Source organism: Halalkalibacter sp. HAAS-P013 (assembly GCF_056619925.1).
Window position 1 is genome coordinate 76,659 of the sequence record NZ_JBWQTU010000008.1, and the last position, 14,716, is coordinate 91,374.

Below are 14,716 nucleotides of genomic sequence, written 5' to 3' on the forward strand. Positions count from 1 at the left end.
ATATATTTTCTGAGAATTGCTCCTATAATAAAAAGGTATGTTAATAGATGAGGAGTGAAAGCTATGTCCTTCATTAAATTCCTTTTGGACAGAAAAATTGTGGTTGGGCTCATGGTCGTCTTTATATTTTTCATTGGTTTATTCTCAGTAACAAAATTAGATCAAGAACTGTTTCCTCCGATTTCCTTTGATATGGCTTTGATTCAAGTGGATGCAGGAGAACTTGCAACAATGGATGTTGAACAACAAGTCACCGAGCCTATAGAACAAATAGTAAGCAGCATAGACGGTGTTGAGTCGTATGAATCCTCTTCCTATATAGGACAAAGTGCAATAACGGTATATATAGAAGAGGGGAGAGGAGATGAAGTATTTAAGGATATAGAAGCTCAAATAGCATCACTTCAAACACAGCTGCCAGCTATCAACCAGCTAGAAACATTTCAGTTTTCCACGGAACAGCCATTTGATTTCTTTATGTCACTTTCAAATGGATCGATGGAAGAAATGACGGAATTCGCAAAAAATGTAGTGAAGCCACGCTTGGAACAATTGCCTGAGGTACGTGAGGTTAAGTTTGAAGGGTTAGAAAACTACGAAGTTACCATACAATTTAAGCAAGATACAATGGAAGAACTGAATCTAGATGTTAACCAAGTCATTCCATTAATTCAGCAATCTAATCTCATCACTTCATTAGGAACATTTACAGAAGAAGAGAATGAGCCAACGATTCGCTGGGACACAACTTATAAAGAGATTGGGCACATTGAGAATTTGTTGATTCCAACAGCCGATGGCATAAAGAATATATCTGAAATAGCAGACGTTTCACTAGTAAGAAGTGATGTAAGTTCAGCAGTTTGGAAGGATGGCAGCAAAGATTTTATCTTTACACAAGTTGGACGTATAGCAAATGTGACACAAATTGAAATGGCAGAAGCGGTACGAAGTGAAGTTGAAAAAATTAAAGATGAAGGTCTAGTAAGTGGTTTCGACTTTGAGTACATTGTGTCGCAAGCAGACTATATAGAAGATGCCATAGATGGGGTAACTTATAATATTTTGCTCGGTGGACTACTCTCTATCCTAACACTCATCTTATTTCTAAGAAACATCAGAGCGACATTCATCATTGGAATTTCTATACCCGCTTCGATTTTACTAACCTTTTCAAGTATGTGGATTCTTGGATATAGCTTTAATATCATCTCTTTAATTGCATTAGGGTTAGGGATTGGGATGATGGTCGATGCTTCCATTGTTATTATGGAATCTATCTATAGAAAGAAAGAACAAGGGTTAAGTAATAGGGAGGCTGTCCTGAAAGGAATCAAAGAAGTAGCGACCGCAGTATTAGCTTCGATGCTTACGACAGTTGTAGTCTTTTTACCTATTGGGCTGCTAGGTGGAGAGACGGGTAAGTTCATGATGATCTTATCTGTCGTTGTTATTGTTACGTTAGTAAGTTCAGTCATTGTTTCTTTTACTCTGATTCCTTCGTTATCGGAAAACTTTTTAAAAGTTCGTACTAAACAAAATGAAAAAAGGGAAAATCGAACAATTCGTGCGTATGGATCGATTCTATCCTGGATGACGGAAAAGAAACGAAGACGATATGGAGTCATAAGTTTGTTTGTGGTCATGTTTATCGGTTCTCTTTTTTTAACAACAAAGATACCAATGACGATCATGCCTGATGTATTTAACCGTTATTCTGAAATCATGGTTACTCTTGAAAATGGGGTAACTCCAGCTGAAAAAGAGGAAATTGTTAGCGAAATGAACAATAGGCTTGAAACCATTACGGATGTAAAAGAGAATTTTGTCTTAGATCACGTCGAATATCTCTACGTTTTAATTAATATGACAACAGGTGATGACGTGACTGTTGAACAAAAAGAAGTCAATGAGCAAATTTTTAACGAACTAAGGCAGTTAGAAGAGTCTCATCCTATTGTCAGTGTGAACTCCGCGTTAGATGAAGGCGGGGGCGGTTTCCCAGTACAAGTAGAGGTTGCAGGGGAAAACGTAGACCAACTATCCGAACTAGCTGAAGATATAAAAGCCAAGATTAATCAAATCGACGGAATTGTTGGATCGAAACGAACATTGGATAAGCAAGTAGAAGAGCAGCTCATTGTTTTAAACGAAGATCAAATGAAAAAAGACGGTGTAACAGCTATGCAACTTTTTCATGAGATCAATGCTAGTCAAGCCAAACAACCAATTGGTCACCTATCTAATTTTGATGCAACCCCTATTTATGTTGAAACAGAAAATACAATCGTGAAAAAGTCAGATTTACTTACTCTAGAAATAAACACCCCACAAGGTCAGAAGTCTTTATCAGATTATATGGAGTTAGAGGCGATTATGGCTCCGACGCAAATTGATCGAAAAGATGGGGAGCGCGTTGTAAAAGTATTAGCAGATATCTCTGGGCGCGATTTAGGCTCCATTAATCGTGATGTTCAAGCGCTCATACAACAGTATGAAACAGCAGAGGGTTATACGATCTCCATTAGTGGGGATTTAGAGGCGCAGCAGGAAGCCATTCAAGAGATGCTTCTTATTTTAGGAATGGCTATTTTCTTAGTATATGTTGTCATGGCTGTTCAATTTAATCATCTCGTTCACCCAGTCATCGTCATGACGATCATTCCGATGACAATAACTGGTGTCATTCTTGGACTGTTTATTACGCAAAGAGAGTTAAGCATCATGTCAGCCATGGGGGTAATCATACTAATCGGAATTGTCTTAAACAATGCAATTCTTCTTATTGACCGAACGAAGCAATTACGTCTAGAAGATAAGTCGGTTCATGAAGCCGTTATTGAAGCGGGAAAGAATCGAATTCGTCCGATTTTCTTAACAGCATTAACAACGGTTGCCGGAATGCTTCCACTGGCTGTATCTACAGGGGTGGCAAGTAATTACCAAGCACCACTTGCAACAGTGGTTATTACAGGCCTATTGTTTGCTACTTTGATTACGTTATTGCTAATCCCAGCTGTTTATATGTTGTTTGATGATGTGGCAGTTGCTGTTAGAAGGATTTTTCGTAGAGGTAGGAAAGGAATGGAAGAGGAATTGGTAGAAACAAATACTAAAACAGATATTTCTGATTGATTTTAGTATGTGGAGGAATAGCCAAGAGATTACTTGCTATTCCTTATTAAATTTCCTAGTTATTGGACTTAGTGAGTTAGGAGGAGACAAAAATGGGACTTCCTTTCTTCAAGTTTGGAAAGCGTTTTTGATAGAGAAAGACCTGTTTAAAAATATTTTTAAATTAATACCTAAAAGCATACGTTCTTATCAGAATGTATGCTTTTAGGTATTTGCTCAAGAGGTTCCTCGATTCTATTATGAATTTGTAATTTAAAAAAATTAAGCAGAGGAGGTAGGATTACAATCGCGTGATGAAGAAAAGTAAAGAAACAAATAGCATAGTAAGGCAAGAGAAATGAAAAAAACAATGGAATGTCTAAAAACAAACAGGTTTGGATTATTTGATTATTTATATTCAGCATTGATCAAATTAGACCACCTGTAATAATGGGACAATTCGTTCTATCAAGCTTCGAGTTATCCACGTACAAACCGAGAGACATTGATTAAGTGAGTAGAATTAAATGTTAAAAGACCTGGAAACAATTTAATTGAGTTTAGGTTCGTATGTAAGTTACCTTTTACAAAATCTTTGATTTTATTGGGGAGGTCTTTAATTTGCAATATCATATGACTTTAGAAGCGCTAGCACTGCAATGGAGAAGTGACTTAGATAGTGAAAAAATGGCTATATATAGCCATACGACTCTCTTATCAGAAATTGATATTAACGATGAAGGTAGAGATATTGCTTTAAAAGGGGAAAATGGTGACTTTTGTGGATGGATTCCTCATGCAATAGTAATGAGAGAAGTTTGGAAACAATGGAAATTAACAAAAGCATATTATGATGCTCTTCTTGACTCGGTTGAATCTGCTGTTACAACTGTTGATTCTAATGGAGATATCATATTTTTGAATTCTATCTCTGAAGAAATGTACGGTATTTCCCTTAAAGAAGTGTATGGCCAGTCTATAACAAACTTCTTCGAAAAAGAGGCTATTGTTCTGATGTCGACGATGAAAGAACGACAAGGCGTTAAAGGTAAATATAACCAGCCTCACCCTAATGTCCACGTGCTAATTAATACAACTCCTGTCTATGTTGATGAAGAAGTCGTTGGGGGGATATCTATAGAAAGAGATATTACCGAGATGGTTAAATTAAATGATAAATTATCTTCAACAACTGCATATTTGCATAATCTAGAAAGTACGACTCAAAACGAACAGAACCTTTCGCCCTTTAACAAAATTAAAGGCAGAAGTCCTGTAATAAAAGAGGCTATTAATCTAGCTAATAAAGTGGCAAAAACAGATGCAGCGGTGTTGATTACTGGGGAAAGTGGAGTTGGGAAAGAGTTATTTGCTGAAGGTATACATAAAGCTGGAAATCGATCTAATCACCCGTTTGTAGCAATTAACTGTGGTGCCATCCCGAACGCTTTATTTGAAAGTGAACTCTTTGGCTATGAACAGGGGGCGTTTACCGGAGCTATTAAAGGAGGGAAGAAAGGAAAATTTGATGCCGCAAAAGGGGGGACGATCTTCCTTGATGAAGTTGGAGAAATGCCACTTGAATTACAAGTTAAACTATTACGTGTATTACAAGAAAAGCATTATTACCGTGTTAGTGGGAATGAAGCCATTCCAACTGATGTCCGAATCATCGCTGCTACAAATCGAGATCTAGAAAAGATGATTGATGAAGGAAGTTTTCGGGAGGATTTGTATTACCGTTTAAATGTTATTTCAATATCTATACCTCCGTTACGGGATCGAATTGAAGATGTTCCTGAGTTGATTCAATTATTTTTGAAAGAATTCTCTCTGAAATACGCTATGCCAATTCCTGAAATAGCTCCAGATGTAATGTATTGTTTTCTAAAACACCCATGGCAGGGAAATATACGGCAACTTCGTAATATTATCGAACGTGTTATTATTTTAGCAAACAACAATGAGGAGATTAAGGCACACCATCTACCAAAGAATTTCATGAGGGAAAATAAACCACCTACTTTAAAGAGACAATTTGAGAACACAGAGAAAATAAATGGGCAAGGTGAAGAAGAGATTCAATACGCGTTACAAAAAACATTTGGAAATAAAGCTGCTGCAGCGAAGTTATTGGGGATTTCACGTGCGACTTTATATAACAAACTTAAGAAGTATGAATTATTGTAAGAGTAAAGGTGAGAACCGCTAGGTCTCACTTTTTTTGTATGTAACAAGTTCTTGTAAGTACGCACGTTTGTTTCTATCAATCCAATAACACTGCCATAAATATATAGGATATTTAACGTAAGGCTCTGTCAGTAATATCGTCACGACCTCTTTGAAGGGCAAACGGGAGAACGCGGTCTCTTAATCTTTTATACATAAGTGTAAAAGGTCTACACTTATGTAAATGAACTGTATAGATTTTCCCAATGAGTTGACAGAAAAAAGTGCTTAGAAAGCTATTTTAGAGAACTTTTACTTTTTGGCACAGATATTGCATTGTTTATAGGTGTATACAAGATAAACCACACAGGAAGGAATGTGAAATGAATGAGTAACGGAATTTTCAAAATCCCAACACCTAAAAATGAGCCTGGCAATACATATGCTCCAGGTACAAAGGAAAGGGAAACATTAAAGACAGAATTAAAACGCCAATCTGAGATCGTAGTAGATATCCCTGTGATTATCAATGGAGAAAATATAAAGACAGATACAGTGAAGCAAGTGGTTATGCCGCATGATCATCAACATGTTTTGGCAAACTTTTCACAAGCTGGAGAAAAAGAGTTGCGTGATGCTGTAGAAGCGGCAATGGCTGCAAAAGAATCATGGGCAAATATACCATGGGAACACCGTGCATCCATTTTCTTAAAAGCTGCTGATTTAATCTCCGGTCCATACCGTGACGTAATGAATGCTGCTACGATGTTAGGACAATCCAAAACAGCTTTTCAAACTGAAATTGATGCTGCACAAGAATTAGCAGATTTCTTACGTTTTGGCGTTGATTATGCTAATCAAATTTATCAAATTCAACCGGAAAGTGTGAAGAATATTTGGAACCGTTTAGAATACCGTCCATTAGATGGTTTTGTATTAGCAATTTCTCCATTTAACTTCACAGCAATTGGTGGGAACTTACCGTCTGCTCCTGCAATGATGGGGAACGTAGTCGTTTGGAAACCAGCAACAACTGCTTTATTATCAAACTACTACTTTATGCGTATTTTAGAAGAAGCAGGATTGCCAAAAGGCGTAATCAACTTCGTCCCTTCTCGTGGTTCTCAAGTATCGGAAGTAGTATTAACAGACCCTCGTATGTCTGGGTTCCACTTTACTGGATCAACGAGTACGTTCCAATCAATTTGGAAAACAGTAGGAGAAAACATTTCAAATTATAAATCATATCCCCGTTTGGTTGGGGAAACTGGTGGAAAAGATTTTGTATTTGCTCACGAAACTGCACAAGCAGACAAAGTAGTAGCTGGCCTTGTTCGTGGTGCGTTTGAATACCAAGGTCAAAAATGTTCAGCAGCCTCTCGTGCTTACATCCCTCAAAACATGTGGGAAGAAGTGAAATCTGGTTTAGTGGAAGAAACTGCTACGCTTAAAGTAGGGGATATCCAAGACTTTACAAATTTCATGGGTGCGGTAATTGATAAAGCAGCTTTTGATTCAATCACAAGCTACATCGACTATGCTGCAGCTTCAGAAGAAGCAGAAATTATTGCTGGTGGTACGTATGATGATTCTGTTGGATATTTCGTTCAACCGACAATCATTGTGACAACAAATCCAAACTTCAAAACAATGGTAGAAGAAATTTTTGGACCAGTATTAACGATTTATGTATATGAAAATGAAAAATTAGAAGAAACATTGACTGCAGTAGATACAGCGTCTATGTATGCATTAACAGGCGCGATCTTTGCACAAGATCGTCAAGCAATTATGCACTTAGAACGCCGCTTATCTGGTGCAGCTGGAAACTTCTATATTAATGATAAACCTACTGGTGCGGTGATTAATCAACAACCATTCGGCGGTTCTCGTGGTTCGGGTACAAACGATAAAGCAGGTTCTGTATTTAACATGATTCGCTGGACCAGTCCTCGTATTATCAAAGAAAACTTTACTCCAACTACAGAAATTGCATATCCATTTATGAATGAAGAATAACTTAAATGAACTGCCCCCGTTTAGTAGACAGGGGAAATAATAAAATGACCTAATCGGCTTTAGCTCTATTCCATAGGGCTGAGGCCGTTTAGTCGTTTTTGATATCTATTATTATTATAAAAATGATATACTCCTCTATCCGCATCTGACAGGTTCTCAATTTTCTTATATCTTACTTTTGATGATTTCCAGCGTTTCACACTTAAACAGACTAGCATAAAATTTATTGGATAGAAAAAAGCTCCCCCTAAAGTAAGACAAACCTGTCTACCTTAAGGGGAGAAGTTCACTGTGAGGAATATCACGAGCCATCTACCTTTTTATCTTGCATAGAAAGCCTTATACAGATTTGTTATGTTCATGTTGCTGCTGCTCGCCAGTCTGATTAACTGCCCGGTTAAATTCCTCCTTAATTTCAAAAGATGGAGCTTTATCAATCAGACTAACGATGACAATAGCAATCCAAGCTAAAATGAACCCGGGAACAAGTTCATATAAGCCTATACTATTTAATATTTCAATATTTCCCCATAGGATAATAGTTAAAGCACCGGTTAACATCCCGGCAAGAGCTCCATTTTTCGTCATTCGTCTCCAAAAAAGAGAGAGGATAATAACTGGGCCAAATGCGGCTCCAAAACCTGCCCAAGCATAAGAGACAAGCTCTAATACATTTCCACCGCTTTTAGCTAATATAACAGCAATAATCGAAATGAAAATGACAGACCCACGACTGACCCATACAAGCTCTTTTTCACTAGCATTCTTTCTGAAAATCTGCTTGTAAAAATCTTCAGCAACTGCACTTGAGGAAACTAATAATTGTGAGTCAATAGTACTCATAATGGCTGCTAAAATTGCAGCGAGTAAGATACCAGCTATCCAAGGATTAAACAAATTTTGGACAAGGAGTATGAATACGCTTTCGGGATTTTTGATTGGCACATCAAATTGCGTGATTGCGACGATTCCTACAAATCCTGCGCCAACAAGGGAAAGAACAACCCATACGACAGCAATAAGCCTTGCTTTTGGGATTTCAGCAGCGCTTCTAATACTCATGAAACGAGTCAGAATATGGGGTTGTCCAAAGTATCCAACTCCCCATGCAAGTAATGAAACGGTTCCAATTATACTAAATGAAGTAGCGTTTGTTATCCATGTGCTGTCTTCTATTCCAACTGATTTCATAATATCGAGTAGGTCGACATTAACTTGTCCGACATTATTCCATAGTCCTGGCAAACCTCCGAGTGAAACAATAATTAACGCTGGTACAAATAATAAAGCACATAACATTAAAATGCCTTGAACAAAATCTGTTAAACTAACTGCAAGGAACCCCCCGAGAAAGGTATAAGATACAATGACGATAGCTCCTATAAATAATGCCATGTTGTAGTCAATACCAAATGCTTGCTCAAACAAGACAGCTCCTGCAACCATACCAGAGGATGCGTAGAATAAAAAGAAGACAATAATCGTTACCGCAGAAATAACACGTAACATCTTTGTTGAATCTTTAAATCTGTTTTCAAAATAGTCTGGTATAGTAATTGAATTTACAACCTCAGTGTACTTACGTAACCGTTTGGCAACAAACTGCCAATTGAGATATGTACCTACCGCTAACCCGATGGCGATCCACATTCCATTTAACCCTGAAACATAGATAACACCAGGAAGACCTAAAAGTAACCAACCACTCATATCAGAAGCTTGTGCACTCATGGCGGCTACCCAGCTATTTAAACTTCTTCCTCCCAAGAAATAATCGGAAATGGTATTAGTTCTTTTGTAGGTCCATAAACCAATACCTAACATTCCAATTAAATATACAGTAAACGTAATAATAGTGGCTGTATTCATTTAGTTCCTCACTCCTTTTCAAAAATTAGGGTTAAAATAGATAGACCGATAATCCCTATTAAAGGAATACAGATCCAAAGCCATGTCACAGATGAGAGGCTATAATCCATTAGTAACTCACTCCTTTCTTTAAATGGGGTTACTACTTTTTACTTGCAATAATTATGCCAACACCAATAAGCGGTTTACTATAATGTTTAAACTGTAATAAATAGACAAAAGTGTTTTAATAGAATGTCTAATCTGTTTAGATAGTTGACACAAACGATAAAAGGTGAGAACAAGCTGTTCTCACCTTTTATCGTTCCTCCATAGAAGTGCCAATGTTTTTATAAGTTATATGGTAGGGCTCTAGGTAAAAGTATATATGGTAGCGTTTACATATGTGTATAAACTAGACGGATATTAAACAAAAGTGTGTGGATAGATGGACAGTATTTATAACAAATCGCTGAATAATCTTTCTAAATTAATTGGCATGGGTTTTGCATTAAGGAAGGTAGCAAGCAAAAATTCAAATTTTAATACTGGAGGGATCAAAATGATTTTACAGCAGCCAATGAAACTTTTCTTTATGTTTCTTTCACAAAATAAAGCACTGAATGTTGCTGCAAAAAGGTGGGGATTAAAAGTAGGGGCATCTCAAGTAGTGGCGGGGAAAAATATTGAAAGTGCAATAGCAAAAGTGAAAGAATTAAATAAACAAGGATTAACGTGTACACTTGACCATTTGGGGGAGTTTGTAGACAGTAAGGAAGAAGCCACAGCAGCAACAGAATATTGTATGAAGACGCTAGACGCCATTGCATCTTCAGGTGTCGACTGCAATCTATCGCTTAAAATGACACAGCTTGGTTTAGATATTAGTGAAGAGTTTTGTTTAGATAATATGAGGAAAGTTGTCGGAACTGCTAAACGGTATAACAACTTTGTAAGGATTGATATGGAGGATCACTCACATTGTCGGCAGACTTTAGATATTTTAAAAGTGTTAAGGAAAGATTATGACAATGTTGGAACGGTTATTCAAGCTTATCTAATGAGAGCTGAAGAAGATATTAGAAACTTAAAAGGCATTTCACTAAGATTAGTAAAAGGTGCATATAAAGAATCACCTGAAGTAGCCTTTCAAGATAAAGCGAAAATCGATGAAAATTACTTCAATATAATTAAAGACCATTTATTAAGTGGAAGTTATACGGCCATAGCAACACACGATCATCATATTATTGAAAAAGTGATAAGCTTTGCGAAAGAGAACGAAATTAAAAACAGTCAATTTGAATTTCAGATGCTTTACGGTTTTCGAACAGATTTACAATTAGCGTTAGTGAAAAAAGGCTACACGATGCGTGTCTATGTACCGTTTGGACAGGATTGGTTTGGATATTTTATGAGACGTATGGCCGAACGTCCTCAAAATGTAGCATTCGCATTAAGAGGTTTATTTTTAAAATAGACTTAATCTTAATCTTTCGAGGTGACTAAAATGAGGCTGTCCATGGTTGAAGCTTCAAAATTTTGAGGGTAGATTTATGAAGGAGGAAGTTCTTGTGAATACTTACCGTACAGTTGTTAGTGTTTGTAATGGAACGATTGATGAGGTATATGTAAATGAAGGGGCCTATGTACATGAATGGGAGCCTTTATTTCTGTTGAAGACGAACGAGGGTGTACGAAGAAAAATAGAAATAGGGGTAGGCGGGAATATTTCTTCTTTGAATGTGAAACCGGGTGATAAAGTCATTCATGATATGATTTTAGCTATACTGAAAGAAGATGATTTCCCTTGTGGTTGTGATTGATATTTAATTACTAAGGATTAAAGAAAGAATTTTTTAGACAAGATGAAATGAAACCGAGTAATGGACTTTTTTAAAGCTGTCCATTCCCGTGTTATTCTAATCCTCGTATTGAAGAATTATTTCACTGATTACCTTGATGCTAATTCAAGACACAATAAATGAAGCAAGTACATTAGTTGAGGGTCCGACAGATAATGTGGTTCCTTTTTTTCGAAAGTAATCTTTAATCATGAAGCGAAGCCCTTTGCATATGCAGGAGGGCTTCGCTTCATGGTTATTACTGAACATAACTTAGACCATTTATCCTCAATTTTACATATCAGGATGTTTTTTTTTATTGAGAAAAAGGTAGAAATCAAAGAAAATAGGTAGAGTTCATTATAATTGCGAAGGAGCGTGAATGATGAGCGCGAAACAGATGAACGAAGTGTATTGGCTCCGGATCATTGCTTGTTTAAGTGTTGTTCTCATTCACGCTGTTAGCAGAGTACTTACAGATTTTTCTGTGACTGGGGATGAGCGGGTTGTTTACCGTACGCTTCAAATGACCTTATTGTACGGGACACCGATGTTTGTATTGATCTCGACCATGGTTATGACGCATGCTTATAAAGATAACGTTCCGAAAGGTTTTTTGATAAAGAGAATCAAGTATATTCTCATCCCTTATCTTGTTATGGCGGCGTTTTATGCTGGTGATAAATATTATCGATTTAACTGGACATTCAATGACTTTGCTAGAGAGGTCGGATATAACTTTATAGGGCAATGGCATGGGTATTTTGTTTTGATCATTTTTCAATTTTATTTAATACATTTGCTTTTTGTAAAATATATAAATAGGTTCAAACCAGTACTTGTGTTGACGGTCAGTTTTTTTGTTAGTGTGGGGTATTGGGTAAGTTTATATTTTCATCTTATAGATTATTTCAATCATTCGAGTTATTTAACTTTATTCTTTTCACGAGTTTTGTTTGTAGGTTGGTTTTTCTATTATGTAGTTGCCTATTATTGTGGACGAAACTATGAACGTTTTATTGAAATGTTGAATAAAAATTGGAAGCTTATTTTTTTGGGGGTAATTGCTTCGCTAGGACTTGTTCAATATATATATCATACAGGAGTTCTGATGCGAGTGACGTCGGCTCGATTTGATCTGATTCCTTATACGGTTTTGTTGTTTTTTCTCTTAGTCTTATTCATATCGAAAGTGAAACAAATTCCGTCGTGGATAGTTTCATTAAGTGGATATTCGTTTGGGATCTATTTGCTTCATCCGTTTGTTCAAACAGTTGTAAGCAGAAGGTTTCCATTAACAGAAACAACAGAATTTAATTATTTAATGGTCCAATTTATTGCTGGTGTTGTGGTTCCTATGTTTCTAATCTACATTATTTCTAAGGTGCCTTTTGGGGATTTTGTGGTGGGGAAAACTCCAGTACGAAAGAAGGTCTTCAGAGAAACGAAAATGTCAAAAGCAGCATAAATTATAGTAATTGATATGTTCATGCCTGTCGATGGTTATATTTTCCAAGTGGCAGGCATCTCTTTTAGATCATGATCTTTCATAACATAAATTTAATTGAGGATTCCAAAAAAGGTTCCCAAATTGGTAGAATTAGCTCTTGATATTATTTGATTAGTAATGCTAATTTGTATATGTGCATAGACTTTTATGCTTTATTCTTATAAAGTTGTTACAAAGAAAAAGAGAGTTGGTTGTTAGTTAGGGGGCGTATAATGAACCAGTACGAGCAGGCATTAGAGGATATGCTATGGTTTGCAAGCCAATCAATTGGGACAAGAACCCATTTTGTGAGTCATATAGAAGAGACGTTTAAAGTCATTAAGGTTTTTAACCAAAATGGTTGTTCCTTGGAAGAAGGAGTAGAACTGCCGAAAGACCATGCTATATGAAGTCTTATTCCTTGTGATGGTCGTGAACCATTAATTATAAATGATACAAAAAAAGATGACAGAGCAAGTATATTTGATGCGATTTATGAAGCGAGAATAGGTTCCTATTTAGGGATGCCTGTTTACCTTTCAAATGGGAAGTTGTTTGGTACCGTTTGTGCGATCGATCCTGAACCTTATGCTTTTACAGAGCAGGAGATCGAAACGATTAAGCGTTTATCATCTGTCGTTTCAGTTATTATAGAGAACGCAGGGAAATCAAGCTATGATGAATTCGATGATAAATTAATGAGACTGGAAAAATTATCATTGCTTGGACAATTGTCTGCGGGCTTGGCACATGAATTACGCAATCCGATGCAATCGGTAAGAGGATTTGTTCAGTTTTTATTTGAAGATCAAAAACATAACCACTTTAGAGATATCGTTTTAAGTGAAATGGATCGAATGAATCAACTAATCAATGATTTTCTTATGGCAACTCAACCAACGGCACCTAAAAGAGATTATTACAATGTAAATGATCTTGTTAGTGAGACTGTTGATTTTATGAAAAATGAAGCAACGTTGCATAACGTAGATGTAGCATTGTCATTTAAAGTTGAAAAAACGACTGTACATGTTGATAAATCACAGATAAAACAAGTTTTGATTAATTTAATGAAAAATGCGATTGAAGCTGCTGGAGCTGAAGGTGAAAAAGTAAAAGTTGCCGTAAACGTCCAGAATCAACAAGAGGTCGTCATTGAAATTGTCGATGATGGGCCAGGCATACCCGTTTCGATTATTGGGAGAATCGGTGAACCGTTCTTTTCAACGAAAGATGAGGGAACGGGGTTAGGGTTATCGATTTCTCAACGAATCATACAAGAGCATAAAGGGACGATCCGGTTTGAGAATTTGGTTGATGGAACGAAGGTATTGGTGATACTGCCGTTAGTTGGTGAAGATTTAAATATTAGGAGGGGTGCCTGTCAATGACAGGCATTTTTCTATATTGGCACCCCTTCAACCCAAATATTCCCCATAATAACCACCTGGCTATCTTGATTAACTCCCTTAAAAGAAATACGCACCTGCGGACATCTGTGTTCATCTATCTTTCCATATATAAAAAGCGAATCACCAATCAAAAGTGGATGCCTGAACGAACTTTCATATTCTTTAACGAAGCAATCACTAGTTAACCAAGGAGAAATAAGTTTTGTACTCATCCCCATAGTCATCATCCCGTGAGCAATTCGGTCGTTGAACCCTACTTGGTTTGCTGCTTTTTTGTTAAAATGGAGAGGGTTGAAATCATTTGCAACTTCACCATATGCTGCAATATGCTCGTCTTTAATTTCAGGAATATAAATGACAGGTAGCTCCATCTGTTTCACCTTACTTTGCAAATAGGATTAATGTCGTACGTGCGGTTGCATGAATGGCATCGTTATATGAAATAAGTAACTCATGGGTAGAGCGTTGCATGAGGCCGCGCCTGTTTTGTACATCCTTCAAGTCTGTTAATCGAATGACACATTTATAGGTTCGGTTGGCTATCAATGTATGCTCATAGGTAAAGTGTTGTTTCGCATGCACGACAGAACCAACATCTTCTAACCAAGGAACATTCAGAAATGACCAAAAAATGATCGGCATCGTTGGAGGAGCAGGGATGTCGTGATATCTAGCTCTCGTGGCCAAGTCAATGTCAACATAAATAGAAGTGTCATCATGGATCGCTTTTACGTAGGATGAGATCATTTCTCTTGTGATGGTAATGTCTACAGCATCTGTGATAGTGCCAACCCATTTCTCATCAATCATGTCTACTTCCT

11 protein-coding genes are annotated in these 14,716 nt (G+C 36.9%); 8 read left to right on the forward strand and 3 right to left on the reverse strand.

The annotated features are described in order from the left end of the window. Positions 1-63 precede the first annotated feature (63 nt). From AC1FXP_RS12135 to pruA, 3 genes are all read left to right on the forward strand, one after another. Positions 64-3,135, forward strand: coding sequence for an efflux RND transporter permease subunit (locus AC1FXP_RS12135; protein ID WP_480061688.1), 3,072 nt, complete (start codon positions 64-66; stop codon positions 3,133-3,135). A 600-nt stretch (positions 3,136-3,735) separates the two neighbouring features. Next, positions 3,736-5,304 carry a sigma-54 interaction domain-containing protein gene (locus tag AC1FXP_RS12140; RefSeq protein WP_480061690.1) on the forward strand — a complete coding sequence of 523 codons (1,569 nt, stop codon included), beginning with the start codon at positions 3,736-3,738 and terminating at the stop codon, positions 5,302-5,304. A gap of 366 nt (positions 5,305-5,670) precedes the next feature. Then, positions 5,671-7,302, forward strand: a complete 1,632-nt coding sequence (gene pruA / locus AC1FXP_RS12145; RefSeq protein WP_480061692.1) for an L-glutamate gamma-semialdehyde dehydrogenase — start codon at positions 5,671-5,673, stop codon at positions 7,300-7,302. A 339-nt stretch (positions 7,303-7,641) separates the two neighbouring features. Here pruA and putP read toward each other — a convergent pair whose 3' ends face one another. Further along, positions 7,642-9,171, reverse strand: coding sequence for a sodium/proline symporter PutP (gene putP / locus AC1FXP_RS12150; RefSeq protein ID WP_480061694.1), 1,530 nt, complete (start codon positions 9,169-9,171; stop codon positions 7,642-7,644). Positions 9,172-9,712: 541 nt separating this feature from the next. Here putP and AC1FXP_RS12155 point away from each other — a divergent pair. The 5 genes from AC1FXP_RS12155 (at position 9,713) to AC1FXP_RS12175 (ending at position 13,874) form a co-directional block, all read left to right on the forward strand. Beyond that, positions 9,713-10,630 (forward strand): proline dehydrogenase family protein, encoded by a 918-nt coding sequence (locus AC1FXP_RS12155; protein WP_480061696.1) that lies wholly within the window; start codon positions 9,713-9,715, stop codon positions 10,628-10,630. A 94-nt stretch (positions 10,631-10,724) separates the two neighbouring features. Continuing rightward, the gene (locus tag AC1FXP_RS12160) at positions 10,725-10,976 is read left to right on the forward strand and encodes a biotin/lipoyl attachment domain-containing protein (RefSeq protein ID WP_480061698.1); all 252 of its coding nucleotides are present in this window, start codon (positions 10,725-10,727) and stop codon (positions 10,974-10,976) included. A gap of 400 nt (positions 10,977-11,376) precedes the next feature. Then, complete coding sequence (locus AC1FXP_RS12165; RefSeq protein WP_480061700.1) at positions 11,377-12,462, forward strand: acyltransferase family protein; 1,086 nt, start codon at positions 11,377-11,379, stop codon at positions 12,460-12,462. Between the two features lie 254 nt (positions 12,463-12,716). Then, positions 12,717-12,893 carry a hypothetical protein gene (locus tag AC1FXP_RS12170; RefSeq protein WP_480061702.1) on the forward strand — a complete coding sequence of 59 codons (177 nt, stop codon included), beginning with the start codon at positions 12,717-12,719 and terminating at the stop codon, positions 12,891-12,893. A 33-nt stretch (positions 12,894-12,926) separates the two neighbouring features. Beyond that, a complete protein-coding gene (locus tag AC1FXP_RS12175) occupies positions 12,927-13,874 on the forward strand; it encodes an ATP-binding protein (RefSeq protein ID WP_480062055.1) in 948 nt (315 codons plus the stop codon). A gap of 11 nt (positions 13,875-13,885) precedes the next feature. On the opposite strand, the gene AC1FXP_RS12180 is transcribed toward AC1FXP_RS12175, so the two are convergent. Together AC1FXP_RS12180 and AC1FXP_RS12185 are read right to left on the reverse strand one after the other, a co-directional pair. Then, complete coding sequence (locus AC1FXP_RS12180) at positions 13,886-14,266, reverse strand: MaoC family dehydratase (RefSeq protein ID WP_480061704.1); 381 nt, start codon at positions 14,264-14,266, stop codon at positions 13,886-13,888. A gap of 10 nt (positions 14,267-14,276) precedes the next feature. Further along, complete coding sequence (locus AC1FXP_RS12185; protein WP_480061706.1) at positions 14,277-14,705, reverse strand: FAS1-like dehydratase domain-containing protein; 429 nt, start codon at positions 14,703-14,705, stop codon at positions 14,277-14,279. Positions 14,706-14,716 lie beyond the last annotated feature (11 nt).

What these genes read in the sequence shown, in the direction of transcription:
- AC1FXP_RS12170 (WP_480061702.1), top strand. Translation starts at nt 12,717, where the DNA reads ATGAACCAGTACGAGCAGGCATTAGAGGATATGCTATGGTTTGCAAGC.
- putP (WP_480061694.1), bottom strand. Translation starts at nt 9,171, where the DNA reads ATGAATACAGCCACTATTATTACGTTTACTGTATATTTAATTGGAATG.
- AC1FXP_RS12185 (WP_480061706.1), bottom strand. Translation starts at nt 14,705, where the DNA reads ATGATTGATGAGAAATGGGTTGGCACTATCACAGATGCTGTAGACATT.
- AC1FXP_RS12180 (WP_480061704.1), bottom strand. Translation starts at nt 14,266, where the DNA reads ATGGAGCTACCTGTCATTTATATTCCTGAAATTAAAGACGAGCATATT.
- AC1FXP_RS12165 (WP_480061700.1), top strand. Translation starts at nt 11,377, where the DNA reads ATGATGAGCGCGAAACAGATGAACGAAGTGTATTGGCTCCGGATCATT.
- AC1FXP_RS12155 (WP_480061696.1), top strand. Translation starts at nt 9,713, where the DNA reads ATGATTTTACAGCAGCCAATGAAACTTTTCTTTATGTTTCTTTCACAA.
- AC1FXP_RS12135 (WP_480061688.1), top strand. Translation starts at nt 64, where the DNA reads ATGTCCTTCATTAAATTCCTTTTGGACAGAAAAATTGTGGTTGGGCTC.
- pruA (WP_480061692.1), top strand. Translation starts at nt 5,671, where the DNA reads ATGAGTAACGGAATTTTCAAAATCCCAACACCTAAAAATGAGCCTGGC.